The 24,255-nt window shown below is 71.8% G+C and carries 22 protein-coding genes and 1 riboswitch; of the genes, 6 read left to right on the plus strand and 16 right to left on the minus strand.

Annotated features, from left to right (window positions below):
- Nucleotides 1–13 precede the first annotated feature (13 nt).
- From ABZ721_RS32620 to ABZ721_RS32645, 6 genes are all read right to left on the minus strand, one after another.
- On the minus strand, nt 14–1,024 hold the full coding sequence (locus ABZ721_RS32620; RefSeq protein ID WP_358792382.1) for a methionine synthase: 1,011 nt from the start codon (nt 1,022–1,024) through the stop codon (nt 14–16).
- Nucleotides 1,025–1,081: 57 nt separating this feature from the next.
- Nucleotides 1,082–1,771, minus strand: a complete 690-nt coding sequence (locus ABZ721_RS32625) for an SDR family oxidoreductase (protein ID WP_358792383.1) — start codon at nt 1,769–1,771, stop codon at nt 1,082–1,084.
- Nucleotides 1,768–2,298 carry a TIGR00730 family Rossman fold protein gene (locus ABZ721_RS32630; RefSeq protein WP_358792384.1) on the minus strand — a complete coding sequence of 177 codons (531 nt, stop codon included), beginning with the start codon at nt 2,296–2,298 and terminating at the stop codon, nt 1,768–1,770. The genes ABZ721_RS32625 and ABZ721_RS32630 overlap by 4 nt, the downstream gene beginning before the upstream one ends.
- Nucleotides 2,299–2,308: 10 nt before the next feature.
- Nucleotides 2,309–3,445 carry a tRNA 2-thiouridine(34) synthase MnmA gene (mnmA, locus tag ABZ721_RS32635; RefSeq protein ID WP_358792385.1) on the minus strand — a complete coding sequence of 379 codons (1,137 nt, stop codon included), beginning with the start codon at nt 3,443–3,445 and terminating at the stop codon, nt 2,309–2,311.
- 92 nt (nt 3,446–3,537) lie between these two features.
- Nucleotides 3,538–4,704, minus strand: coding sequence for a cysteine desulfurase family protein (locus tag ABZ721_RS32640; protein ID WP_358792386.1), 1,167 nt, complete (start codon nt 4,702–4,704; stop codon nt 3,538–3,540).
- A 33-nt stretch (nt 4,705–4,737) separates the two neighbouring features.
- Nucleotides 4,738–5,601 carry a thioesterase family protein gene (locus ABZ721_RS32645; protein ID WP_358792387.1) on the minus strand — a complete coding sequence of 288 codons (864 nt, stop codon included), beginning with the start codon at nt 5,599–5,601 and terminating at the stop codon, nt 4,738–4,740.
- 137 nt (nt 5,602–5,738) lie between these two features.
- Here ABZ721_RS32645 and ABZ721_RS32650 point away from each other — a divergent pair, with 137 nt between their 5' ends.
- Nucleotides 5,739–6,482 (plus strand): SDR family oxidoreductase, encoded by a 744-nt coding sequence (locus ABZ721_RS32650; protein ID WP_358792388.1) that lies wholly within the window; start codon nt 5,739–5,741, stop codon nt 6,480–6,482.
- A 31-nt stretch (nt 6,483–6,513) separates the two neighbouring features.
- Here the strand turns inward: ABZ721_RS32650 and ABZ721_RS32655 are convergent, their stop codons facing one another.
- From ABZ721_RS32655 to ABZ721_RS32685, 7 genes are all read right to left on the minus strand, one after another.
- A complete protein-coding gene (locus ABZ721_RS32655; RefSeq protein WP_358792389.1) occupies nt 6,514–7,188 on the minus strand; it encodes a trimeric intracellular cation channel family protein in 675 nt (224 codons plus the stop codon).
- A 13-nt stretch (nt 7,189–7,201) separates the two neighbouring features.
- Nucleotides 7,202–8,620, minus strand: coding sequence for a M1 family metallopeptidase (locus ABZ721_RS32660; protein ID WP_358792390.1), 1,419 nt, complete (start codon nt 8,618–8,620; stop codon nt 7,202–7,204).
- 92 nt (nt 8,621–8,712) lie between these two features.
- Entirely contained in the window at nt 8,713–9,837 is a 1,125-nt protein-coding gene (locus tag ABZ721_RS32665; RefSeq protein WP_358792403.1) for a dipeptide ABC transporter ATP-binding protein, read from the minus strand.
- 11 nt (nt 9,838–9,848) lie between these two features.
- Entirely contained in the window at nt 9,849–10,958 is a 1,110-nt protein-coding gene (locus ABZ721_RS32670; RefSeq protein WP_358792391.1) for an ABC transporter ATP-binding protein, read from the minus strand.
- Nucleotides 10,955–11,953 (minus strand): ABC transporter permease, encoded by a 999-nt coding sequence (locus ABZ721_RS32675; RefSeq protein WP_358792392.1) that lies wholly within the window; start codon nt 11,951–11,953, stop codon nt 10,955–10,957. The genes ABZ721_RS32670 and ABZ721_RS32675 overlap by 4 nt, the downstream gene beginning before the upstream one ends.
- Nucleotides 11,954–12,059: 106 nt before the next feature.
- Complete coding sequence (locus ABZ721_RS32680) at nt 12,060–13,880, minus strand: ABC transporter substrate-binding protein (RefSeq protein ID WP_358792393.1); 1,821 nt, start codon at nt 13,878–13,880, stop codon at nt 12,060–12,062.
- 69 nt (nt 13,881–13,949) lie between these two features.
- Nucleotides 13,950–14,942, minus strand: a complete 993-nt coding sequence (locus tag ABZ721_RS32685; protein WP_358792394.1) for an ABC transporter permease — start codon at nt 14,940–14,942, stop codon at nt 13,950–13,952.
- 302 nt (nt 14,943–15,244) lie between these two features.
- Here ABZ721_RS32685 and ABZ721_RS32690 point away from each other — a divergent pair, with 302 nt between their 5' ends.
- Complete coding sequence (locus ABZ721_RS32690) at nt 15,245–16,774, plus strand: DUF885 family protein (protein ID WP_358792395.1); 1,530 nt, start codon at nt 15,245–15,247, stop codon at nt 16,772–16,774.
- A 42-nt stretch (nt 16,775–16,816) separates the two neighbouring features.
- Here the strand turns inward: ABZ721_RS32690 and ABZ721_RS32695 are convergent, their stop codons facing one another.
- From ABZ721_RS32695 to ABZ721_RS32705, 3 genes are all read right to left on the minus strand, one after another.
- A complete protein-coding gene (locus tag ABZ721_RS32695; protein WP_358792404.1) occupies nt 16,817–17,578 on the minus strand; it encodes an enhanced serine sensitivity protein SseB C-terminal domain-containing protein in 762 nt (253 codons plus the stop codon).
- 158 nt (nt 17,579–17,736) lie between these two features.
- A complete protein-coding gene (locus ABZ721_RS32700; RefSeq protein WP_358792405.1) occupies nt 17,737–18,426 on the minus strand; it encodes an enhanced serine sensitivity protein SseB C-terminal domain-containing protein in 690 nt (229 codons plus the stop codon).
- A gap of 175 nt (nt 18,427–18,601) precedes the next feature.
- Nucleotides 18,602–19,297, minus strand: coding sequence for an AAA family ATPase (locus ABZ721_RS32705; RefSeq protein ID WP_358792396.1), 696 nt, complete (start codon nt 19,295–19,297; stop codon nt 18,602–18,604).
- Between the two features lie 155 nt (nt 19,298–19,452).
- A riboswitch (glycine riboswitch) is annotated at nt 19,453–19,548 on the plus strand.
- A gap of 185 nt (nt 19,549–19,733) precedes the next feature.
- Here ABZ721_RS32705 and gcvT point away from each other — a divergent pair.
- The 4 genes from gcvT to ABZ721_RS32725 all read left to right on the plus strand — a co-directional run bounded on the left by gcvT (nt 19,734) and on the right by ABZ721_RS32725 (nt 24,121).
- Nucleotides 19,734–20,864 (plus strand): glycine cleavage system aminomethyltransferase GcvT, encoded by a 1,131-nt coding sequence (gcvT, locus tag ABZ721_RS32710; RefSeq protein ID WP_358792397.1) that lies wholly within the window; start codon nt 19,734–19,736, stop codon nt 20,862–20,864.
- A 55-nt stretch (nt 20,865–20,919) separates the two neighbouring features.
- Nucleotides 20,920–21,297, plus strand: a complete 378-nt coding sequence (gcvH, locus tag ABZ721_RS32715) for a glycine cleavage system protein GcvH (RefSeq protein WP_358792398.1) — start codon at nt 20,920–20,922, stop codon at nt 21,295–21,297.
- A gap of 49 nt (nt 21,298–21,346) precedes the next feature.
- Entirely contained in the window at nt 21,347–22,615 is a 1,269-nt protein-coding gene (gene glyA / locus ABZ721_RS32720; RefSeq protein ID WP_358792399.1) for a serine hydroxymethyltransferase, read from the plus strand.
- Nucleotides 22,616–22,753: 138 nt separating this feature from the next.
- Complete coding sequence (locus ABZ721_RS32725) at nt 22,754–24,121, plus strand: L-serine ammonia-lyase (RefSeq protein WP_358792400.1); 1,368 nt, start codon at nt 22,754–22,756, stop codon at nt 24,119–24,121.
- Nucleotides 24,122–24,255: the final 134 nt, after the last annotated feature.

A 24,255-nucleotide genomic window follows, 5' to 3' on the forward strand; every position in this document is an offset into this window, starting at 1 on the left:
GTCCTGTCCTTCCTCACTCAGGGTTGTCGACGAGCGATCGTGCGGCCTTGGCGCAGTGCACCAGCGCGGCACGGGCGTAGGCCGGCGAGGCCCCCGCCAGACCGCAGGAGGGGGTGACGGCCAGGGCGGTGCCCAACGCCCCCGGATCCAGCCCCAGCCTGCGCCACAGCGCCCGAACACCACTCACGCTACCGGCAGGGTCTGACAATCCGGTGTCCGTGCCGGGCACGACACCGGCGAACAGCGCGGTGCCGCCCTCGACCGCCTCGCCGAACGCGTCCCAGTCACTCTCCGTCAGCAGCGCGACGTCGAACGAGATCCCGGAGACCCCGGCGCGGCGCAGCAGCCGGAACGGGACGTCCGGGGCGCACGAGTGCACCACCACCGGTGCGTCCACGGCCTCCACCAGCCCGCGGAGCAGGTCCTCGACGACCTGGCGGTCCGGGGCCCGGTAGGTCCGGTACCCGCTCGCCGTCCGCACCTGCCCGCGCAGCACGGCCGTCAGCGACGGTTCGTCCAGCTGCAGCACCGGCTCGCCGCCGGGCACGCGGCGGCGCAGGTCCGCCAGGTGCAGCCGCAGCCCCTCGGTGAGCGAGTCGGCCAGGTCCCGGACGGCGCCGGGGTCGCCGAGCGCGGCCTCACCACCCGGCCGCTCCACCGAGGCGGACAGCGTCCACGGCCCGACGGCCTGCACCTTCAGCGGGCCCCGGTACCCCTGGGTGAACTCCTCCAGGGCGTCCAGGTCCTCCCCCAGCCAGGCCACGGCCCGCCGGCTGTCCCGACCCGGCCGGTCGCCGAAGCGCCAGCCGCTCGGCTCGACCCGGGCGTACAGGTCGACCAGCATCCCGAGCGAGCGCCCGACCATGTCCGCACCGGGCCCCCTGGCGGGCAGCTCCGGCAGGAACGGCAGCGCCTCCACCGCCCCGGTGGCGGTCCGCGCGGCCTCGCGCGCGTCGCCTCCGGGCATCGACCCGACGCCGGTCGCGGCTCCGGCGGGCAGCGTGAACTTCGCATCCGTACTCACGCACGAAGCGTACGAGACGCACCGCCCGCCGACTCCCACCCCGCGGGGCCCAGGCGTTCAGCGCCCGGGGCGGATCGTCAGGTCGTTGACCTCGGCGTCGCGCGGCAGGTCGATCGCCGTCAGGAGCGCGGTCGCCACCGACTGCGGGTCGATCCAGCGGGACGCGTCGTACTCGGTGCCCTCCTGGTGGTGCACCTTCTCCTGCATCGGGGTGGCGGTGCGGCCGGGGTACACGCTCGTCACCCGCACGCCGTTGCCGTGCTCCTCCTGCCGCAGCGCGTCCGCCACCGCCTTCAGGCCGTGCTTGCTCGCCGCGTACACCCCCCAGTTCGCGTGCGCGTTCAGCCCGGCGCCGGAGTTCACGAAGACCACGTGGCCCTGGGACATCCGCAGCTGCGGCAGGAGGAGCCGGGTCAGCTCGGCCGGCGCGATCAGGTTGACGGCGAGGGTCTGCTGCCAGACCTTCGCGGTCAGCTCGCCGATCCCGCCGAGCTCGACGACGCCTGCGATGTGCAGCAGCGAGTCGAGCCGGTCCGGCATCGGCTGGTGGGCGAAGGCCCACGACAGCCGCGCCGGCTCCGCCAGGTCGCCGACGAGGGTGCGGGCGCCCTCGAAGCGCGCCGCCAGCTCCTTGGCCCGGCCGGCGTCCCGCGCGAGCAGCAGCACCTCGTCGCCGCGGTCCAGCAGCCGCTGCGCGACGGCGGCGCCGATGCCGGAACCGGCGCCGGTGATCAGATGCGTGCTCACGCGTTCTCCTCCAGGTATGCCATGGCCTCGGCGCCGTTCTCGGCGAAGAAGACCAGGTCGCTCAGGGGCAGCGGCAGGAAGCCTTCGGCGTCCATCCGCTGGAACTGCAGTTTGAGGCCGTCGTAGAACCCGGCCGCGTTCAGCAGCACGACGGGCTTGGCGTGCAGGCCGTGCTTCTTCAGCTCCAGGATCTCCGTCGCCTCGTCCAGGGTGCCCGTGCCGCCGACCATGACCACGACCGCGTCCGACCGCAGCAGCAGCTGCGCCTTGCGCTCCGCGAGGTCCGCGGCGATCACCATCTCGTCGGCGTTCTCGCGCGCCACATGGTGCAGGAACTCCACGGACACGCCGACCAGCCGGCCGCCCGCCTCCTGCACGCCGTCGGCGACCACCTTCATGAGGCCCGACTCCGAGCCGCCCCACACCAGGGTGTGGCCGCCCCGGCCGATCAGCCCGGCGAACTCGCGGGCCGGCACGGTGTAGCGCTCGTCGAGGTCGGCGGCGGACATGAAGACGCAGATGTTCATGCCCGCCACCCTACGAGGCGGCTCCCGCGCGGGCGCGCCGCGTGGTGGCGATGGTCGCGGAGCCGACGACGCGGGTGCCGTCGTAGAGCACCACGGCCTGTCCCGGGGCGATGCCCCGGACCGGCTCGCCGTCGAAGTCCACCAGCAGCTCGGCGTCGACCAGCTCGGCGGTGACGGGCACGTCCTCGCCGTGGGCGCGCAGCTGCGCGGTGTACGTGGCGCGGCCGGTGGGCGGGGTGCCGCACCAGCGGGGCCTGATGGCGGTGAGCGCGGTGACGTCCAGCGCCTCGACCGGGCCGACGGTGACGGTGTTGTTCACCGGCGAGATGTCCAGGACGTAGCGCGGCTTGCCGTCGTCGGCGGGGGTGCCGATGCGCAGCCCCTTGCGCTGCCCGATGGTGAAGCCGAACGCTCCGCCGTGGGTGCCGAGGGTGGTGCCGTCCTCGTCCAGGATCTCGCCCTCGGCGCTGCCGAGGTGCTTGGCGAGGAAGCCCTGGGTGTCGCCGTCGGCGATGAAGCAGATGTCGTGGCTGTCGGGCTTCTTCGCGACGGCCAGGTCGCGGCGCTCGGCCTCGGCGCGGATCTCGCCCTTGGTGGTGAGGGTGTCGCCGAGCGGGAACATCGCGTGCGCGAGCTGGTGCTCGTCGAGCACGCCGAGCACGTAGCTCTGGTCCTTGGCGGCGTCCGAGGCGCGGTGCAGCTCGCGGGTGCCGTCGTCGTTGACCACGACGGTCGCGTAGTGGCCGGTGCAGACCGCGTCGAAGCCCAGCGCGATCGCCTTGTCCAGCAGCGCCGCGAACTTGATCTTCTCGTTGCAGCGCAGGCAGGGGTTGGGGGTGCGGCCGGCCGCGTACTCCGCGACGAAGTCGTCGACGACGTCCTCGCGGAAGCGGTCCGCGAGGTCCCACACGTAGAACGGGATCCCGATGACGTCGGCCGCACGCCGGGCGTCACGGGAGTCCTCCACCGTGCAGCAGCCGCGGGCGCCGGTCCTGAAGGACTTCGGGTTCGCCGAGAGGGCCAGATGGACACCGGTCACGTCGTGTCCGGCCTCGACGGCCCGGGCGGCGGCGACCGCGGAGTCGACACCGCCGCTCATGGCGGCCAGAACGCGCAGGCGACGAACGTCGCGGGGAGAGTCAGTCATAACCCCTCCAGGGTACGACGCGCCTCCGACGGTGTTCGACGGAGTTACCGGGCGGCGCCGCACCCGGCCCCTGGGACGCCCGACCGGCCGGTCTAGCTCAGGCCCGCCTTGCGGGCGCGGGCGACCACCGGGGCGATGGCCGCCGCCAGGGTGTCGATCTCGGACCGCGTCGTGGTGTGGCCGAGCGAGAAGCGCAGGGAGCCGCGGGCGCGGTCGGCGGGCTGGCCCATCGCGATGAGGACGTGGCTGGGCTGGGCGACGCCCGCCGTGCAGGCGGAGCCGGTGGAGCAGGCGATGCCCTGGGCGTCGAGCAGCAGGAGCAGCGAGTCGCCCTCGCAGCCGGGGAACGAGAAGTGCGCGTTGGCCGGCAGCCGGCCGTCCCGCGTCGGGTCGCCGTTCAGCACGGCCTCCGGGACGGCCGCGAGCACCTTCGCCACCAGGTCGTCGCGGAGCGCGCCGACCTCGTCGGCGAACTGCTCGCGCCGCTCGGCGGCCAGCGCGCCGGCCGTCGCGAAGGCGGCGATCGCGGGGACGTCCAGGGTGCCGGAGCGGCTGCGCTCCTGGCCGCCGCCGTGCAGCAGCGGGACGGGCGTGTGCTCGCGGCGCAGCACGAGCGCGCCGATGCCGTACGGGCCGCCGACCTTGTGGCCGGTCACGGTCATGGCGTCCAGGCCGGAGGCCGCGAAGTCGACCTCGACCTGGCCGAACGCCTGCACCGCGTCCGCGTGCAGCGGGACGCCGTGCTCGCGGGCGACCGCGGCCAGCTCGTGGATCGGCATGATCGTGCCGACCTCGTTGTTGGCCCACATCACCGTCGCCAGGGCGATCGTCCCGGGGTCGCGCTCCAGCGCCTCGCGCAGCGTGTCCGCGTGCACCCGCCCGTAGGCGTCGACCGGCAGCCACTCGACGCGCGCGCCCTCGTGCTCGACGAGCCAGTCGACGGCGTCCAGGACGGCGTGGTGCTCGACAGGGCTGGCCAGCACCCGGACCCGGCGCGGGTCCTCGGCGCGGCGCGCCCAGTACAGGCCCTTGACGGCGAGGTTGTCGGACTCGGTCCCGCCGGCGGTGAAGACGATCTCGCTGGGGCGGGCGCCGAGTGCCTCGGCGAGCGACTCCCGGGACTCCTCGACGGTTCTGCGGGCGCGCCGCCCGGGTGCGTGCAGGGAGGAGGCGTTGCCGGTGACCGTCAGGTGCGCGGTCATCGTCCGCACCGCCTCCGGAAGCATCGGCGTGGTGGCGGCGTGGTCGAGGTAGGCCATGATGACGCCGATTCTACGGTCGCGCGGGCACCGTCAGGACAGCAGGGCGCGGGCGAGCTGGCGGGACTGCGCGACCAGGCGGTCCGCGCTGTCCCAGACCTGCGCGTCCTCCTCCAGGAAGCCGCCGGCGAGGTTGCGCGTGGTGATCGCGACGCGCAGCGGTCCCGGCGCGGGGCGGCAGCGGATGTGCACCGTCAGCTCGACGGTCGGCACCCAGCCCTTGATGCCGAGGTCGAAGGCGGTCGGCGGCAGCGCGTCGACCGTGAGCAGCAGGGAGAGCGGGTCGTGGTCGCGGCCGTCGGCCAGGCCGAGCCAGCCGCGCATGTCGCCCTTGCCGGAGGGGGCGCCGATCGCCCAGCCGGCGGTGGCGGGGTCGAGCCGCAGGTCCAGGCGCTGGATGATGGCGGTGGAGCCGTCGATGGCGGTGCTGCCCGCGGGCGCCGCGTCGGCGCCGAAGCACTCCTCGTAGGGCGGTATCGGCGGCACGTCGGCTGTGGTGCGCACGTCGTCCGGCAGGGCGTCGAGGTCGCCGTAGGCCGCCATGACGCGCATCCGCTCGACCTCGCGGCCCTCGGCGTCGGTCTGGAAGAGCGACGCCTGGCCGGTGGAGAGGGTGCGCCCGGCGCGGACGGTCTCGGTGCGGATCGTCGCGGGGCCCGGCTGGGACGCGGTGAGGTAGTGGGCGGTGACGGTGAAGGGGTCGGGGTGCGGCAGCGCCTGCTGGAGGGCCCGGCCGATCACGCCGAGCAGGTAGCCGCCGTTGACGGCCTGGATGATGGTCCAGCCCGCCGAGAGGTCGGCGTCGTAGACGCCCGGCTCGTCGGGACGCGGCACGACCGCCGTGTCCCGGTCGAATTCGCTGTCGCCGATGGTCGCCTGAGCTGTCACATGTGCCATGGCCGCATGTTACCCACGAGTAGCGCCGTCTTGTCCACTACTTCCGCCCCACCGCAACACCCTTGACACGGACCGGCCCGCTCCCTAGTTTCCCATCAGATACATGACTCCGGTTCATATACATGACGAGGTGCACAGTGGGACGACGGGTAGTGGTGTCCGGCGGGGGCACAGGCATCGGGCTCGCGACCGCGGAGGCGTTCGCGGCCGACGGCGACCGGGTGGTCATCATCGGCCGGCGCGCCGAGGTGCTGCGGGAGGCGGCCGGCAAGCTCAACGCGGCGCACGGGAACGGGCTGGTCACCTGGACCGCCGCCGATCTGAGCGACCCGGCCGAGGTCCGGGACGCGGCACGGTTCGTCGAGGGCGACGACCCGGTCGACGTGATCGTCACCAACGCGGGCGGCAACGTCGCCGCGTCCTCGGACGGGACGCTGGAGGGGATCGCGGCCGGCTACCGCAGGAACTTCGAGGCCAACGTGCTGACCGCGGTCCTGCTGACGGAGGCGCTGCTGCCGCAGCTGCGGCGGCCCGGCGGGCGCGTCGTGCACCTGTCCTCGATCGCCGCGCTGCGCGGCCCCGGCTCCTACGGCGGCTCCAAGGCGGCCCTGCACGCCTACACCTTCGAGCTGGCCCAGCGGCTGGGCACCGACGGGGTGACGGCCAACGCCGTGGCGCCGGGCTTCGTCGGCGACACCGAGTTCTTCGGCGACCGGGCGACGCCCGACTTCGTCGCGGCGCGGGTCGCCCAGTCCCTGACGGGCAAGCCCGGCGCCCCGAGCGAGATCGCGGCGGCCATCCGGTACCTCGCCTCCCCCGAGGCCGCGTACGTCACGGGCCAGATCCTGCACATCAACGGCGGCGCGGCCCTGGGACGGTAGCCGCGCGCCCCGGCCGTGTCGGACACCAGCCCTACGCCGCCTCGTGCGCCTCCTCGCTCGTCGCCCTGCTCCTGCGGTGCCAGGCGCGGGGCGCGCGCCAGCCGAAGTACATGGCGCACAGCCGCAGCACGAAGGCGCTGACGACGGCGGTGGCGGCGGTGACGGCGTTGAGCGCGTCGAACTTGATGAGCAGGGCCGCCATGGCCGCGCCGACCATGGCCGGCACCGCGTACAGGTCGCGGTCCCAGCGCAGCAGGGACGGCACCTCGTTGGCGAGGAGGTCGCGCAGCACACCGCCGCCCGCCGCCGTGGCGAGGCCCAGGGCGGCGGACGGGACCAGGCCGAGGCCGTAGTCGTGCGCCTTGACGGTGCCGGCGACGCAGAACAGGCCGAGCCCGGCGGCGTCGAAGACGTTGACGGTGGTGTTGATCCGCTCGACCTCGGGGTGCAGGAAGAACACCAGCACCGTGGCGAAGAGCGGGGTGCTGAAGTAGCCGAGGTCGCTGAACGCGGCGGGGGGCACGGCGCCGATCATCAGGTCGCGGAGGATCCCTCCGCCCAGCGCGGTCACCTCGGCGAGCACGGCCATGCCGAACACGTCGTAGTTCTTGCGGACGGCGGCCAGCGCGCCCGAGATCGCGAAGACGAAGATGCCGACGATGTCGAGCGTGTGCTGGACGGAGGGGGAGAAGAGATCCGAGATCACACCATATGGTCCCCTACGGCAGGACCGGCTTCTCCTTCGAGGAGAGCCAGGTGCCGAAGAGGTCGTCCAGCTGCTGTCCCGACACCTTCTCGGCGAGGGCGGTGAACTGGGACGTGCGCGCGTTGCCGTAGCGGTGCTGGGCCGTCCAGGTCTTGAGCAGCTTGAAGAAGGCGGCGTCGCCGATCCTCTCGCGCAGCACCTGGAGCGTCATGGCGCCGCGGGAGTAGACGGCCCCGGAGAACATCGTGTCGCGCTGCGGGTCGGCGACGTCGATCTGCCAGAAGGCGTCCGTGGCGGGGCGCCCGTTGTACGCGGCGAGGAAGGCGTCGTGGGCGGAGCGGGTTCCCCGGTGCTCCCCCCACAGCCACTGGGCGTAGGTGGCGAAGCCCTCGTTGAGCCAGATGTCCTTCCACTGCTCGACGCTGACCGAGTCGCCGAACCACTGGTGGGCCAGTTCGTGCACGATCGTGGACTCGCTGCGGACGGCGGAGTACGCGGGCTTGGACTGCACCTCCAGCGAGAACCCGGCCTCCGGCATGTCGTCGACGATCGCGCCGGTCTCCTCGAAGGGGTAGCGGCCGAAGACCTGGGACCAGTAGTCGGTGGCCTCCGCGGTGACCGCGTAGACGTCCACCGGACCATTGGCGAGGACCGGGTCGGTGGCGACGTAGATCGGTATGCCGCCGGGCGTGGTCCCGGTCCGCACGTCGAACTTCCCGATGGTGGCCGTCGCCAGGTAGGTGGCCATCGGACGGGACTCGCGCCAGGTGGAGACGGTGCGCGAGCCCTTGTCGAACTGGGAGGTCAGCACGCCGTTGGAGACGCCCTTGAGGCCCTTGGGGGCGCTGATGCGGATGTCGAACGTGGCCTTGTCGGACGGGTGGTCGCTGCCGGGGAACCAGGTGGAGGCGGCGTTCGGCTCGCAGGCGACGAAGACGCCGTCGGTGGTCTTCATCCAGCCGTACTTCGAGCCGAAGACGATGGGGCCGCTGAGCGGCTCCGGCACGCCGCCGTAGACGACGGTGGTGGTGAACCGCTGCCCCTTGCGCAGCGCCTGGCGCGGGGTGATGACGATCTCGTCGCCGTTGCGGGTGAACCGTGCAGGCCTGCCGTCCACGCTGACCGCGGTGACGGCGAGCTGCTGCAGGTCGAGGTCGAAGGCGGAGAGGTTCTGGGTGGCGCGGGCGGTGACGGCGGCCCGGCCGTCGAGCCGGTCACTGGCCGGGTCGTAGGAGACGTCGAGCCCGTAGTGCTCGACGTCGTAGCCGCCGTTGCCGAGTTCCGGGAAGTACGGGTCCCCGATGCCCGGGGCGCCGGGCGCGGGGTGGTGCGAGGCGGCGGCCGACGGTGGGGCGCCGGAGATCAGGCACGCCGACACGCTGATGACAGCGAGGGCGGAGCCGAGGAGTCGGGCCGGACGGGAGGGTGCCATGGGGGTCTGCCCTTCGAGCGCGAACAGTGACGCGCCGACTCTGCACCCTCCCCCCTCGTCATGACCATGACTTTTCGCTAAGTCGTCATGCACTAAACGGCACTTGGCTGGTTACCGCCGTCCGGGTCCTTCCCAGGACCGTCCGCCGGGGCGTTCCCCGACGGGCCCTCCCGCACGTCCCCCGCGGCGCCCTCCGGGGCGTTCTCCGGGTGGTGGCACGCCACCTGGTGTCCCGTCTCCAGCGCGACCAGCGGCGGCTCCTGCACGGAGCACACCTCGGTCGCCTTCCAGCACCGGGTGTGGAACCGGCAGCCGGAGGGCGGGTTGATGGGCGAGGGCACGTCACCGGTGAGCAGGATCCGCTGCCGCGCGGTGCGGCGTTTGGGGTCCGGCACCGGCACCGCGGACAGCAGCGCGGTGGTGTACGGGTGCATCGGCCGCGTGTAGAGCGCCTCGCGGTCGGCGACCTCGACGACCTTGCCGAGGTACATCACCGCGATCCGGTCCGAGACGTGCCGGATGACCGACAGGTCGTGCGCGATGATCACGTACGTCAGCCCCAGCTCGCTCTGCAGGTCGTCCAGCAGGTTCACCACCTGGGCCTGGATGGAGACGTCCAGCGCCGAGACCGGCTCGTCCGCCACGACCAGCTTCGGCTTGAGCGCGAGCGCCCGCGCGATCCCGATGCGCTGCCGCTGGCCGCCGGAGAACTCGTGCGGATAGCGGTTGTAGTGCTCGGGATTGAGCCCGACCAGTTCCAGCAGGCCCTGCACCTCCTTCTTCACCCCGTGCGCGGGCTTGACCCCCTGCAGCCGGAAGGGGGCGCCGACGATCGTGCCGACCGTGTGCCGCGGGTTCAGGGAGGAGTACGGGTCCTGGAAGATCATCTGGATGTCGCGGCGCATCGGCCGCATGCCCGCCGTGCCGAGGTGCGTGATGTCCCGGCCCTGGAACTCGATCTTCCCGCCGGTCGGCTCCAGCAGCCGGGTGACCAGCCGCCCCATGGTGGACTTGCCGCAGCCCGACTCGCCGACCACGCCGAGCGTCTCCCCCGGCAGCACCGAGAAGTCGATCCCGTCCACCGCCTGGACCGCGCCTACCTGCCGGCGCAGCACGCCCGCGGTGATCGGGAAGTGCTTCACCAGGCCGGTCACCTTGAGCAGCGGCTCGCCGCCGGGGCGCGCCTGCCGCGGAATCTGCTTGTCGTCGTCCGGCACAACCTCGCCCTTCACAGCTTCGGCGCAATCTCTTCGGTCCAGATGCGTTCGCGCTCCTGCACTCCGAGGTGGCAGGCGGCGTAGTGGCCGGGCGCCGTCTCCCGCAGTTCCGGGACGAGCGCTTCGCTGGAGCCGCCGGTCAGCGGCGCGTACGGGCAGCGCGGGTGGAAGGCGCAGCCCGAGGGGAGGTTGATCAGGCTGGGGGGCGAGCCCTTGATCGGGTTGAGCCGCTCGGTGCGCTCCCGGTCCAGCCGCGGCATCGAGCCCAGCAGACCCCAGGTGTAGGGGTGCCGGGCCTCGGTGAAGATCTTCTCGGCGGTGCCCCGCTCGACGCACCGGCCGCCGTACATCACCAGGATCTCGTCGGCCAGCTCGGCGACCACGCCCAGGTCGTGGGTGATGATGACCACCGCCGAGCCGAACTCCTTCTGCAGGTCCCGGATCAGGTCGAGGATCTGCGCCTGCACGGTGACGTCCAGGGCGGTCGTCGGCTCGTCCGCGATCAGCAGCTCCGGGTTGTTGATCAGCGACATCGCGATCATGACGCGCTGCCGCATGCCGCCGGAGAACTGGTGCGGGTGGTCGGAGATCCGCTTGTCCGGCTGCGGGATCCCCACCCGGTCGAGCATCTCGATCGCCCGTGCCCTGGCGACCTGCTTCGACACGTCGTGGTGGATCCGGTACGCCTCCGAGAGCTGCGCCCCGATGCTGAAGTACGGGTGCAGCGCGGAGAGCGGGTCCTGGAAGATCATCGACATGTCGCGGCCGCGCAGCCGCCGCACCTCGTCCGGGGCGGCGGAGATCAGCTCCTTGCCGTCGAGCCAGATCTCCCCCGAGACCCGGGCCTTGTTGCGCCCGTACTGGCCGACGCGGTGCAGGCCCAGCACGGCCAGCGACGTGACGGACTTCCCGGAGCCGGACTCGCCGACGATGCCGAGGGTCCGGCCCTTCTCCAGCTGGAAGGAGAGCCCGTCGACCGACCGCACCAGGCCGTCGTCGGTCGGGAAGTGCACCTTCAGGTCCCGCACGTCCAGGAACGCCGTCGACGGACCGGACAGCACCGGAACATGGGTGCCGACCTCCCCGGCCGTGTCGCCTTTCTGGAGGGGAATGTCCGTCATGAGAGCCTCACCCGGGGGTCGATCACGGCGTAGAGCACATCCACGATGAGGTTGGCGAGGACCACGAAGAAGGCGGCCAGCAGCGTCACGCCGAGGATCACCGGCAGGTCGCGGTCGCTGATGGCCTTCACCGCGTTGTAGCCGAGTCCGTGCAGGTTGAACGTGGACTCGGTGAGCACCGCCCCGCCGACCAGGGCGCCGAGGTCCATGCCCAGGATGGTCAGGATCGGCGTCATCGTCGACCGCATGGCGTGCTTGCCGATGACCACGGGTTCGCGCAGCCCCTTGGCGCGGGCCGTGCGGATGTAGTCCTCGCCCAGGACCTCCAGCATCGTGGCGCGCGTCAGCCGCGCGTACATCGCCGCGAAGAGGAAGGCGAGGGTGATCCACGGCAGGATCATGCCGCCGAACCACGCGCTGGGATCCGTGCCGAAGTCGACGTACTCGCCGTTGAGCCAGTCCAGCCCGTAGACGAAGATCGCGAGCGACAGCAGACCGGTGAAGTAGACCGGCAGCGAGACGCCGGCCAGCGCGACGCTCATCGCCGAACGGTCCCAGACGGAACCGCGCTTGAGGGCGGAGAGCACGCCGGTGGCGACGCCGCCGATGACCCAGAGGACCACCGCGCCGGCCGCCAGCGAGAGGGTGACCGGCAGCCAGTCCATCAGCAGCGGCCAGACCTCCTGCTCGGTCTTGAACGAGTAGCCGAAGCACGGCGCCGCGCAGTGCGTGATGTCGGTGCCGTTGGAGTAGTCACGCCCCGCCACCAGGCCCCACACGAACTTGACGTACTGGATGAGGACCGGATCGTCCAGACCCATCTTCTTGCGGATGCCCTCGATGGAGGCCGGGTCCGTCTGCTTGCCGACGAAGTAGAGGGCAGGGTCGCTGCCGGTCAGCTTGGGGATCAGGAAGAAGATCCCGAAGGTCACCAGGGCGATGACCAGCAACATGAGGATGACGGCGAACAGCCGCCGAATGAGGTATGCAAGCACTGCGCTCGGCCCGGCGGCGGCCCGGGGAGATTGTCCCCGGGCCGCCACACGCGACCATCACCTGCCCTTCGTGCCTAGCGGGTGTGGCACCGGTACGTGACGGGATTTACTGGACGCCCAGCGAGGCGTAGTCGTAGCGGCCGTTGTACGCGTCGGCCGTGTAGACGTTGGTCAGCCGGGTGCTGCGCCACGTGACGGTCTTGTCGTACACGAAGGGCAGGTAGATGGCGGCCTCGGAGACCTTCTGGTTGATCTGCTTGTAGATGTCGCCGGCCTTGGCGGGATCCGTCTCGGCGATGGCCTGGTCGAACAGCCCGTTGATCGCCGGGTCGTTGATCTCGGAGAAGTTGTTGTTACCGCTCTGCAGGATGAAGCGGCCGTCGACCAGCGGCTGCGAGAAGCCCTGGCCGGTGGGGAAGTCCGCGCCCCAGCCCATGATGATGATGCCGTAGTTCTTGGCCTTGACGATCTTCGGTGCGCCGATGATGCCGGAGGTCTGCGCTCCGTCGAACTGGTCCAGCTGGGTCTTGATCCCCACCTTGGACAGCGCCTCCTGGAGCGCCTCCGCGGTGGCGACCTCCTTGGGCTTGTTGTTGCGGACCGCGATCGTGGTCGAGAATCCGTCAGGCTTTCCGCAAAGCTTCAGTTCTTCTCTGGCCTTCGCCAGATCGGGCGCCCCGTTGTTCTGGAGCGCGCCGTACGGGTCGTACTTCGCGTCCGATCCCTTGATCCCCAGCGGCAGCATGTTCGGGGCGATATCGCCGCCGGCCTGCGGGCCGCCGCGTGCGGTCTGCAGCGACTTCTTGTCCGCCGCGTAGATGATCGCCTTACGGCAGTGGATGTTGTCCACCGGGGCGACCTTCTCCGGGAACACGGCATACCGGATGAAGCCGGTCTGCGCGTTGTCGAGATTGTTCTTGTGGTTCCGCAGCGCGTCGCTCAGCGAGGCCTGGCCGATACCGGTCGCATTGATGTCGAGGTCGTAGTCGCCCTTGATCAGACGCTTGTCCATATCGTCCGAATTGGTGGTCAGGGTGACCTCGATACGGTCCGGCAGCGCCTTGCGGACCGTGTCCGACTCCTTCTTCCACTTGTCGTTGCGGATCAGGATCAGGGATTTGTTCGGGGTGTACGACTGGAACTTGTACGGGCCCGAGGAGAACGGTTTCAGGCCATACTTCGCCTTGGTGTCCTGGGCCGCCTTCACCGGCGCACCGGACGGGATCGCGAGCATCTGCTCGAAGTCGCCGTTCGGCTTGGGCAGCTTGAAGATGATGGTCTTGTCGTCCGGCGTCTCGATGGCCTTCAGGCCCAGCTTCGCCGGGTCGGTGTCCTTGTACGGACCCTTGTACTCCTTGTTCGGGTCGAGCACCTGCTGGATGTAGATCGGGCCGCCGGAGATGACGTCCTGGGCCCAGATCCGCTCGATGCCGTACTTGATGTCCTTGGACGTGATGGGAGTGCCGTCCTCCCAGGTGATCCCGTCCTTCAGCGTGTACTTGTACTGCTTGCCGCCGTCGGAGACCTCGCCCTTGGCGGTGGCCAGGTCCGGGACCAGCTCGGTGCTGGCGCTGCCCTGCTTGGGCGCGGCCGTGATGAGCGTGCGGGTGTAGTAGCGGGCGAAGTCCCACATGAACCCGTAGTAACCGCGCTGGGGGTCCCAGGAGTCGGCATCCTGCGTTCCGATGAACTTCAGCGTGCCGCCGGTCTTGTCCGACGCCTGCGCGACCCCCGTGGTCGCGGCGTTGAAGCCGGCGGCCTTGGCGGGCCCGCCGCCGTTGTCGTCGGTCTTCTTGTCACTGCTGCTGCACGCCGCGGAGGCCAGCAGGGTCGCGACCACGAGGGCCGTGCCTGCGGCCAGCCTGCGTCTCGATGAACGTAGGGATGTCACTGTTCTGCAACCTCCGTGAATCGCGGTCCGTGCCATGGCGGCCGACGGGCCAGGGGAAAGGTGGCTCCGCCCGTGCGGCGGGGGCGGGGTTCGGGACTGGTGGCGCTAGCGGTTCCCCTTGGGGTCCAGCGCGTCGCGCACGCCGTCCCCGAAGAGGTTGAAGGCCAGCACGGTGATGAAGATCGCCAGGCCGGGGGCGAGCATGAACACCGGGTCGTCCTGGTAGGTGGTCACGGCCTTCGAGAGCATGGCTCCCCAGGACGGCGTGGGAGGCTTCACACCCGCGCCCAGATAGCTCAGGGCGGCCTCGGTCAGGATGTTGGTGGGGATCATCAGCGTCGTGTAGACGGTGATCGGGGCCACCAGGTTGGGCAGCAGTTCCTTGAACAGGATGTAGGTCCGGCCCGCGCCCAGACTGCGCGCCGCCTCGATGTACTCGCGCTCGCGCAGCGACAGTGTCTGGCCCCTGACGATGCGTCCGATGTAGGGCCAGCCGAAGAACCCGATCACCACCACCAGCACGGCCATCCGCACCCCGGAACCGGTGAACCCCCACAGCTCGTTGGGCACCACCTGGGTCAGCGCGATGATGAAGAGCAGCTGCGGGAAGGCGAGCAGCAGGTCCATCACCCGGCTGATGCAGGCGTCGATCCAGCCGCCGAAGTACCCGGCGATGACGCCGAAGACCGAGCCGAGCAGCACGGCGACCATGGCGGCCAGGAAGGCGACGAGCAGCGAGACCCGGGCGCCGTAGACGATCCGGCTGAAGACGTCCCGGCCGTTGACCGGCTCGACCCCGAGCAGGAAGTCGGAGCTGATACCGCCCCATTTACCCGTCGGCGTGCCGAAGAGCGGGTCGATCTTGTCCTCGTGGAAGTCGTTCGGGGGGTGGCCCAGCGCACTGACGATCAGCGGGGCGAAAACCGCGACCAGGACCAGGAATACGACGATCAATCCGCCGGCCAGCGCGATCTTGTCGCGCTTGAAACGAATCCAGGCGATGCGACCGGGGGATCTGCCTTCGATGGCCGCCACAGGGACGTCGGCGGTGACGTCGGCGATGGACGCCTCGGCCGTGTCGTGAATCGGTGCGGTCATGGTGAAACTGACCCCTCTCGCCGGCGGATAACCGGCGCGCGCCCGCCGCTGTAGCGGCTTTGCTCTTCACTCATCAGTCGTGCTGCTGTGCTGTGCCTTGCTCAATTGCAGGGAAACCAGGCGGTGCAGGCGGTTCTGTTGGTGCAGGCGGAGCAGGTGTTCGCCGGGGCCGCGAGCCCCTTGCGGCGAGAGTCTTCATCCAGTCCGCGATCACCCGCCAGACTTCACAACGAATGGATGCGCAACTGTGATCTGGTGAATCACCGTCCGTTATGGGCTGGGGTCGGATGTAACGTCGGCTCATGAATGATCGGCTGCACGCGGTCTGCGACCTGATGATCCCCACGGTCCGGGAAATGGCTGGTTTGCACGAGTACGACGGGCGGGTGCAGGACCTGTCGCCCTCCGGCGTCCGGCGCGGACTGGCCGCCCTCGCGCACGCGCGGCGCGGGCGCCCGGAGCCGGACGGCGCGCGCGAACGCCACGACGACGCGCACCTGTCCGTCTTCGAGGAGTCGCTGCGCATCCAGTACGGCGAGCTGGAACTGCACCGCCGCGACCCGTATCCCCACCTGTCCAACCTCGAACTGGCCTCCTACGACCGGGAGTACGCGCCCCCGCAGGAACGGGCCGCCGCCCGGCTCAAGCACCTGGCGCAGTGGCCGGAGGCGGTGGACGCCGCCATCACCTCGCTCGACCGGGTCAGCGCGCCGGTCGCCACCGCGCTCCTGGGCGCCGTACGCGGCCTGGCGGAGGGACTCCACCCGGACCAGAGCCCCGAGGCCGCCGCCGCGCTGCCCGCGCACGAGCGGCTGGTGGCGCACGTGGTGCGCGCCGCCAGGACCGGCGACCCGGACCCGCGGCTCGGCGGCGCGGCACTGGCCGCCCTGATGGGCAGCCAGGAGGGCCTGCCGGTCGACCTGATGGCGCTGGCGGACGAGGCGGCCCGCGAGCGGGACCGGCTGACGGAGCTGCTGGTGGAGTCCTGCCGCGCCCTCGACCCGGCCCGCGGCGTCGACGAACTGATCCCGGAGCTGCTCGCCGACCACCCCCCGGCCGAGGGCGTCATCCCGGAGGCCGCCCGGCTGACCGAGGAGGTCATCGAGTTCACCCGGGCCAAGCGGCTGGTGCCGCACCTGGACGGCGACTGCCTGGTCGGCCCGGCGCCGGCCTCCCGCCGCTGGGCGATGGCCATGATGTCCTGGGCGGCGCCCGCGGAACCCGACGCCGCCTCCTGGTACCACGTGACCCCGCCGGAGCCCGACTGGCCGGAAGCCGAGCGCGAGGAGTGGCTGACGGTTTTCAGCCGCACCAGCCTCCCCTCGATCACCGTGCACGAGGTCGCCCCCGGCCACTTCGCGCACGGGCGCTCGCTGCGCCGCGCGCCCACGCCCGTCCGGCGGGTGCTGCACTCGCTGTCGTTCTGCGAGGGATGGGCGCACTACGTCGAGGAGGTCTGCCTCGAGGAGGGCTTCCGGGCCCGCGACCCGCGGTTCGCCATCGGAGTGGCCCTGGAGGCGCTGGTGCGCGTCACCCGGCTCTCCTGCGCCATCGGGCTGCACACCGGCGCCCTGACGGTCGACGAGGCCACCGGGCTGTTCATGCGTGACGCCCACCTGGCGCGCGCGGGCGCGGCGGCCGAGGCCCGCCGGGGCACCTTCGACGCCGCCTACGGGCGGTACACCTGGGGCAAGCTGGAGATCATGCGGCTGCGCGAGAAGGCCCGCCGCGACTGGGGCTCCGGCTTCTCGCTGGAGCGCTTCCACGGCGCGCTGCTGGACCTCGGCAGCCCGCCGCTGGGCCTGCTCGGCGCGGCCCTGACCGGCGCCTAGACCGGCCCGGGAACCTTCAAAGGGACCGGCCCGGGGAGGCGGCTACCGCGGCGCCTGGCCCTGCGGCCAGCCCTGCTGGGGCCAGCCCCAGCCGGCCGCGGGGGCCGGGCCCGAGGCGGCGTGCGCCTCCCGGTCGAAGAAGGGCTGGCCGTTGACCCGCATCCACATGGCGACGGGGTCGTACTCGTCCGCCATGGCGACCGTGGAGACGGCCAGTCCCTCCGGCACTCCGCTGATCGACTGCTGCATCATCAGGCGTACCGATTCCACCGCCTGCGGCGAGGAGTCGTACATGTCCAGGCCGATCGCGAGATACGGCTCGCCCAGGGCCGGCTGCACCCAGGCGCGGCGCAGCGACCGTACGGCCGGCGTCCGGTGGGCGTGCTGCGAGAGCAGGGCGTAGAACTGCGGGATCTGCAGGGCCGGCTCACCGATCTGCAGCGGCCCGGCGGGCAGCCGGTCGAGGCCGGTGGCGATGCGGCGCAGGTCGAGCCAGGGGATGCCGACGCCGCCCCCGGGGGCGTGCGGATTCAGCCACAGCCCCCAGCGCTCGGGGAAGAGCGCGGTGGCGATGTCGCGGCCCTGCACGACCTCGTGGGCCCGGTTCCAGCCACTGGCGGCGAGCTCCTGGGCGGAGGTGACGGCCGGCGCGTAGCCGTAGCCGTCGATCTCCATGTTCCCGTACTGGGCGTCGGGCGAGCCGGGTGAGCCGTGCCACAGCAGCATCCAGACCTGGCCGCCGGCCAGCGACGCCAGCAGGTCCTCGTAGGCGTCGAATCGTCCGGGCGCCACCTGCCGAAGCATCTGCTCGACGTGGCCGGCTGCCGCCGCACCGCCTTGCGCGCCCGCGATCACGTGGGTCCGCCCCTTCTCTCCGCCACCGGTGTCACCGGGTGCGGCGCACACCTGTGCACCGCCCGCCATCAAACCAGGTTGTACGCCCCCGCAGACAGCGCACGGCCTCAGTCCCGTCCGAAGAAGGGCCGCACCCGCTCCAGCATCCAGTCGCCGACGGGGTCCTGCGCGATGTCCAGCAGGACCAGCTGCACCGGCAGCGGCAGCGGTACGGCGCCCAGCGCGCGGCCGAGCGCGGCCATCGCGGCGGCCCGGTCCTCCTCCTGCCAGCGGTCGAGCTCGACGCCGACGAACAGCTGCGGCGCCGCGCCCTCGACGCTGGCCACCGCGCGCCGGGCGGAGAGCACGACCGGGGTGACGGCGAACTCGCCCGCGGCGGCGGCGAGGAAGTCCACCGGCTCGTCGTCCGGCTCCGGCTCCCACAGCCGGACCCGGCCGCCGGTCGGCGTGCGCGGGTCGCGGTCGGACCGGCAGAGGTCCTGGACGACGGGGGGCGGCAGCGGGACGCCGGCCGTGCCGCCGGGATTGAGGGCGATGCCGACCTCCGGGGGCAGTCCCCGGGCGAACTCCCGGGCCGGTGCGACGGTGCAGGCCATCCCCTGGGCGGCCCGCAGGAACTGCTGCTCGGAGGTGAACACCGGTATGTACAGGGTGCCGTCGATCTCGAAGGACGGCAGGTCCAGGTCCCGGCTGTCGGGACCGCCGCCGTTGGGCAGCGGCACCCACAGCTGGGAGCGGCCGAGCACCTCGAGGAACCGGGCGTTCGCCCCGGGGGCGCCGGCGCTCGCGTCCAGCACGGCCTCGAGCTCGTTGGCGGGCCAGGGGTCGGCCGGTTCGGGGGCGCCCCAGGCGCCGGCCGGGGGTGGGGGTAGCTGCGTGTTCACTGCGCTGTGCCTCGCGGGGTAGAGCCTGGAGGGTCTGCCGGGTGCGGCCGGGGGCGGCACCTGCGACGCCTTCCGCCCTGCCGAAACCCTAGCGGCTGCCGGGTCGCGGACTGCCACGATCCGCGGCAACGGGCTCCGCGGCAGCGGACTGCGCGGTCACGGGCTCCGCCGGTGCCCGGGGGGCCGGCAGGGCGCCGCCGAAGACGATCCGCCGCACCGCGCCGGCCGCGGACCGGTCCAGCAGCAGCGCCGAGACGCAACCGTCGGGCCGGCCGCCGGGCCCGGCCAGCGCCACCAGCCGGCGGGCGGCCCTGCGGTGCCGGGCCATCGCGTACCCGGACACCGTCCGGCCGCGCGCGAGCTGCCCGGCGCGGGCCGCGTCCTCGGGGACGTCCAGCACGAGCAGGTGCAGGCCGCGGCCGCGGCGCCGGGCGTCGCGGGCCAGCCAGTGCCGGACCCAGGCCAGCGAGCCGCAGTCGTGCACGACGAGGCTGGCGCCGGTGCGCAGGGCGCGGCGCAGCCGGGCGTAGTGGTCGAGCCGCACCAGCGGGCGGTACGCCGCGTACGGGAGCAGGGCCGGCATCAGGGCCTCCCAGCGCAGCCGTACGTCCTGCGAGTCGATGCGGCGGACCGCCCCGTACCCGCCGCTCCCGGTCGCCTCCCGCTCGACGACCGCGCGCCGCATGAGGGTGCTCTTGCCGCTGCCCGGCAGCCCCGATACGACCAGCACGTCCCCCGCCGGATAGCGCAGCGTCGTCCCGGCCGCCCGTCCGTTCCCCTGCACGGCCCCCGCCTCCCCCTGTTCCGCCCCGCCCGGGCCCGGTGGAGCCCGGCCACTGGCGGTAAAGAGAGGGTAATGGCTCATAAAGGGATTCCCCAGAGGCCCGGTCGCTTCGGACGCGTGCAATGATGAGCGCCACAACTTGCATACTGGCCGTTCGAGGCCGCGCGGGAGAGTCCCTGCCATCATGAGCAGGGCGCCGAAGGAGCAAGTCCTCCCTTGAATCTCTCAGGCACAGTCACCGCGCGGGCGAGGCACATCTGAAAAGCGGACAGGTCCGTTCACGACCCGTCCCACCCAAGGTGCAAGCCGGGGCCCCAGGGCCGCGGTGAACCTCTCAGGTTCCGATGACAGATGGGGAGGCCCCTTCCTTCGGGGTTTCACCGTCATTTGTCCTTGCCATGAGAGCCTCACCACGCCTGCACCGGGAGCCCGCCTGATGAGCCAGCCGCCCCACGACGCCCCGCGCCGTACCGCGCTCGACACCCTGCACCGCGCGCTGGGCGCGACGATGACCGACTTCGCGGGCTGGGACATGCCGCTGCGGTACGCCAGCGAGCGCGACGAGCACACCGCCGTCCGCACCCGCGCCGGTCTGTTCGACCTCTCGCACATGGGCGAGATCACCCTCACGGGACCGCAGGCGGGCGAGGCGCTGGACTTCGCGCTCGTCGGCCACATCTCCGCGCTGGCCGTCGGCCGGGCCCGCTACACGATGATCTGCGCCGAGGACGGCGGCATCGTGGACGACCTGATCGTCTACCGGCTGGGCGACGAGGAGTTCATGGTCGTCGCCAACGCCGGCAACGCCCAGGTCGTGCTGGACGCCGTCACCGAGCGCGCCGCGGCCTTCGACGCCGTGGTCCGCGACGACCGCGACGCGTACGCGCTGATCGCCGTCCAGGGCCCCGAGTCCCCCGGCATCATGAAGGGCCTGACCGACGCCGACCTGGACGGGCTGAAGTACTACGCGGGCCTGCCCGGCACCGTCGCGGGCGTCCCCGCCCTGATCGCCCGCACCGGCTACACCGGCGAGGACGGCTTCGAGCTCTTCGTGGCCCCCGGGCACGCCGAGGAGCTGTGGAAGGCGATCACCGAGGCGGGCGCCGGCGTCGGCCTCATCCCGTGCGGCCTGTCCTGCCGCGACACGCTGCGCCTGGAGGCCGGCATGCCGCTCTACGGGCACGAGCTGACCACCGCCACCACCCCGTTCGACGCCGGTCTCGGCCGCGTCGTGAAGTTCGACAAGCCGGGCGACTTCGTCGGCCGGGCGGCGCTCACCGCCGCCGCCGAGCGGGCCGGGGCGCAGCCGCCGCGCAAGCTCGTCGGGCTGGTCGCCGAGGGCCGCCGCGTGCCGCGCGCCGGGTACCCCGTGACCGCCGCCGGCGGCACCGTGATCGGCGAGGTCACCTCCGGTGCGCCCTCCCCGACCCTCGGACAGCCGATCGCCATCGCCTACGTCGACGCGGAGTACGCCGCGCCCGGCACGCAGGGCGTGGCCGTCGACATCCGCGGCGCTCAAGAGCCGCACAAGGTGGTTGCGCTGCCCTTCTACAAGCGCCGGCGCTGACCGACCCCGCCCACCCCCTGCGCGAGCACACCTTCACATCCGGGAGAATTTGGTTATGAGCAACCCCCAGCAGCTGCGCTACAGCAAGGAGCACGAGTGGCTCTCCGCCTCTGAGGCAGGAGTGTCCACCGTGGGCATCACCTCGCACGCCGCCGACGCGCTCGGCGACGTCGTCTTCGTCCAGCTCCCCGAGGTCGGAGCCGCCGTCACCGCCGGCGAGACCTGCGGTGAGCTGGAGTCGACCAAGTCGGTCAGCGACCTGTACTCCCCCGTCACCGGTGAGGTCACGGAGATCAACCAGGACGTCGTCGACGACCCCTCCCTCGTGAACTCGGCCCCCTTCGAGGGCGGCTGGCTGTTCAAGGTGAGGACGTCGGAGGAGCCCTCGGACCTGCTCTCCGCCGAGGAGTACTCCGCCTTCTCCGGCAGCTGAGCCCTCCCGGACCCCGCTCCGTGATCCCGACCTCGACCAGGAAGATCCCATGTCGCTCCTGAACAGCTCCCTTCATGAGTTCGACCCGGACGTCGCCGCCGCCGTCGACGCCGAGCTGCACCGCCAGCAGTCCACCCTCGAGATGATCGCGTCGGAGAACTTCGCGCCGGTCGCCGTCCTGGAGGCCCAGGGCTCGGTCCTGACCAACAAGTACGCCGAGGGGTACCCCGGCCGCCGCTACTACGGCGGCTGCGAGCACGTCGACGTCATCGAGACGCTCGCCATCGAGCGGATCAAGGCGCTGTTCGGCGCCGAGGCCGCGAACGTGCAGCCGCACTCGGGCGCCCAGGCCAACGCCGCCGCGATGTTCGCCCTGATCAAGCCGGGCGACACCATCCTCGGCCTGGACCTGGCGCACGGTGGGCACCTCACCCACGGCATGAAGATCAACTTCTCCGGCAAGCTCTACAAGGTGGCCGCCTACCACGTCGACGAGAAGACCAGCCTCGTCGACATGGAGGAGGTCGAGCGCCTCGCCAAGGAGCACCGCCCGCAGCTGATCATCGCGGGCTGGTCGGCCTACCCCCGCCAGCTCGACTTCGCCGAGTTCCGCCGCATCGCGGACGAGGTCGGCGCCCTCCTGATGGTCGACATGGCGCACTTCGCGGGCCTGGTCGCGGCCGGGCTGCACCCCTCCCCCGTGCCGTACGCGGACGTGGTCACCACCACGACCCACAAGACCCTGGGCGGCCCGCGCGGTGGCGTGATCCTCTCCAAGGCCGAGTACGCCAAGAAGATCAACTCCGCGGTCTTCCCCGGCCAGCAGGGCGGCCCGCTGGAGCACGTGATCGCGGCCAAGGCGGTGGCCTTCAAGGCCGCGGCCACCGACGAGTTCAAGGACCGCCAGGTCCGTACCCTCGAAGGCGCGAAGATCCTCGCCGAGCGGCTCGTGCGACCCGACCTGACCGAGGTCGGCGTCTCGGTGCTGTCCGGCGGCACCGACGTGCACCTGGTCCTGGTCGACCTGCGCAGCAGCGAGCTCGACGGCCAGCAGGCCGAGGACCGGCTCCACCAGGTCGGCATCACGGTCAACCGCAACGCCATCCCGAACGACCCGCGGCCCCCGATGGTCACCTCGGGCCTGCGGATCGGCACCCCGGCGCTGGCCACCCGCGGCTTCGGCACCGAGGACTTCACCGAGGTCGCCGACATCATCGCCGAGGCGCTGAAGCCGGACTTCGACGCGGACACGGCCAAGGGCCTGTCCGCCCGCGTCTCCGCTCTGGCGGCGAAGCACCCGCTGTACCCCGGACTGTAACCGGTCCGTCGTACGCGTCAGGTCGGGGCACCGCGCACACTGGAAGGTGAGCCGGTGCCCCGCACCATGCCCCCCGCCCCATCCGTCCCGCGCACCACCCGGCAGACAACGGCGTCTGCTCGACCTAGGAGTCTTCCCGTGGCCATCTCGGTCTTCGACCTGTTCTCGATCGGCATCGGCCCGTCCAGCTCGCACACGGTCGGCCCCATGCGGGCCGCCGGGATCTTCGCCCACCGGCTCAAGAACGAGGGGCTGCTCGCCCACACCGTCAGCGTCCGCGCCGAGCTCTTCGGCTCACTGGGCGCCACCGGCCACGGCCACGGCACCCCCAAGGCGGTCCTGCTCGGCCTGGAGGGCCACTCCCCGCGCACGGTCGACGTCGAGAGCGCCGACGCCGAGGTGGAGCGGATCCGCACCAGCGGCCGGCTCAACCTGCTCGGCGCCCACGAGATCGACTTCGACGCCTCGTCCCAGCTGATCCTGCACCGCCGCCGCTCCCTGCCCTACCACGCCAACGGCATGACGCTCTTCGCCTACGACGCGGACGGCGCGCCCCTGCTGGAGAAGACGTACTACTCGGTCGGCGGCGGGTTCGTCGTCGACGAGGACGCGGTCGGCGAGGACCGGATCAAGCTCGACGACACCGTGCTGCGGCACCCCTTCCGCACCGGCGACGAGCTGCTGCGGCTCTCCCGCGACACCGGCCTGTCGATCGCCGCCCTGATGCTGGAGAACGAGAAGGCCTGGCGCAGCGAGGCCGAGATCCGCACCGGGCTGCTGGAGATCTGGGGCGTCATGCAGGCGTGCGTCTCGCGCGGGATGTCGCGCGAGGGCATACTGCCCGGCGGCCTGAAGGTCCGCCGCCGCGCCGCGAACTCCGCCCGCCAGCTGCGGGTGGAGGGCGACCCCAAGGCGCTCGCGATGGAGTGGGTCACCCTCTACGCGATGGCCGTCAACGAGGAGAACGCGGCGGGCGGCCGGGTCGTCACCGCGCCCACCAACGGCGCCGCCGGCATCATCCCGGCCGTCCTGCACTACTACATGAACTTCGTGCCCGGGGCCGACGAGGAGGGCGTCGTCCGCTTCCTGCTCGCCGCCGGTGCGATCGGCATGCTCTTCAAGGAGAACGCCTCCATCTCCGGCGCCGAGGTCGGCTGCCAGGGCGAGGTCGGCTCCGCCTGCTCGATGGCGGCCGGCGCCCTCGCCGAGGTGCTGGGCGGCTCCCCCGAGCAGGTGGAGAACGCGGCTGAGATCGGCATGGAGCACAACCTGGGCCTGACCTGCGACCCGGTCGGCGGCCTGGTCCAGATCCCGTGCATCGAGCGCAACGGCATGGCCGCGGTGAAGGCCATCACGGCCGCCCGGATGGCGATGCGCGGCGACGGCCGGCACCACGTGTCCCTCGACAAGGTCATCAAGACCATGAAGGAGACGGGCGCGGACATGAAGGTCAAGTACAAGGAGACCGCGCGCGGGGGCCTCGCGGTCAACGTCATCGAGTGCTGACCGGTCCCCGGCCGGCGGCCGGGGAGGACCTGCGTCCGCCCGGGGCGGGGGGCTGCGCCCCGGGCGGGGTGGTACGGCGGGGCCGCCGGGTTCCGGGCCGCTGGGGGGGTTATAACGGGGGTGGGTGGAGGTGT

Origin of the sequence: Streptomyces sp. NPDC006733, assembly GCF_040636125.1 — a bacterium.
GTDB lineage: Bacteria > Actinomycetota > Actinomycetes > Streptomycetales > Streptomycetaceae > Actinacidiphila.

Excerpts from the sequence above, each read along its gene's own strand:
- gcvT (WP_358792397.1), top strand. The coding sequence starts at position 19,734 with ATGAGCCAGCCGCCCCACGACGCCCCGCGCCGTACCGCGCTCGACACC.
- ABZ721_RS32640 (WP_358792386.1), bottom strand. The coding sequence starts at position 4,704 with ATGGCCTACCTCGACCACGCCGCCACCACGCCGATGCTTCCGGAGGCG.
- ABZ721_RS32630 (WP_358792384.1), bottom strand. The coding sequence starts at position 2,298 with ATGAACATCTGCGTCTTCATGTCCGCCGCCGACCTCGACGAGCGCTAC.
- ABZ721_RS32670 (WP_358792391.1), bottom strand. The coding sequence starts at position 10,958 with ATGACGGACATTCCCCTCCAGAAAGGCGACACGGCCGGGGAGGTCGGC.
- ABZ721_RS32695 (WP_358792404.1), bottom strand. The coding sequence starts at position 17,578 with ATGCTTCGGCAGGTGGCGCCCGGACGATTCGACGCCTACGAGGACCTG.
- ABZ721_RS32680 (WP_358792393.1), bottom strand. The coding sequence starts at position 13,880 with ATGGCACGGACCGCGATTCACGGAGGTTGCAGAACAGTGACATCCCTA.
- ABZ721_RS32645 (WP_358792387.1), bottom strand. The coding sequence starts at position 5,601 with ATGGCACATGTGACAGCTCAGGCGACCATCGGCGACAGCGAATTCGAC.
- glyA (WP_358792399.1), top strand. The coding sequence starts at position 21,347 with ATGTCGCTCCTGAACAGCTCCCTTCATGAGTTCGACCCGGACGTCGCC.
- gcvH (WP_358792398.1), top strand. The coding sequence starts at position 20,920 with ATGAGCAACCCCCAGCAGCTGCGCTACAGCAAGGAGCACGAGTGGCTC.
- mnmA (WP_358792385.1), bottom strand. The coding sequence starts at position 3,445 with ATGACTGACTCTCCCCGCGACGTTCGTCGCCTGCGCGTTCTGGCCGCC.
- ABZ721_RS32660 (WP_358792390.1), bottom strand. The coding sequence starts at position 8,620 with ATGGCACCCTCCCGTCCGGCCCGACTCCTCGGCTCCGCCCTCGCTGTC.
- ABZ721_RS32685 (WP_358792394.1), bottom strand. The coding sequence starts at position 14,942 with ATGACCGCACCGATTCACGACACGGCCGAGGCGTCCATCGCCGACGTC.
- ABZ721_RS32690 (WP_358792395.1), top strand. The coding sequence starts at position 15,245 with ATGAATGATCGGCTGCACGCGGTCTGCGACCTGATGATCCCCACGGTC.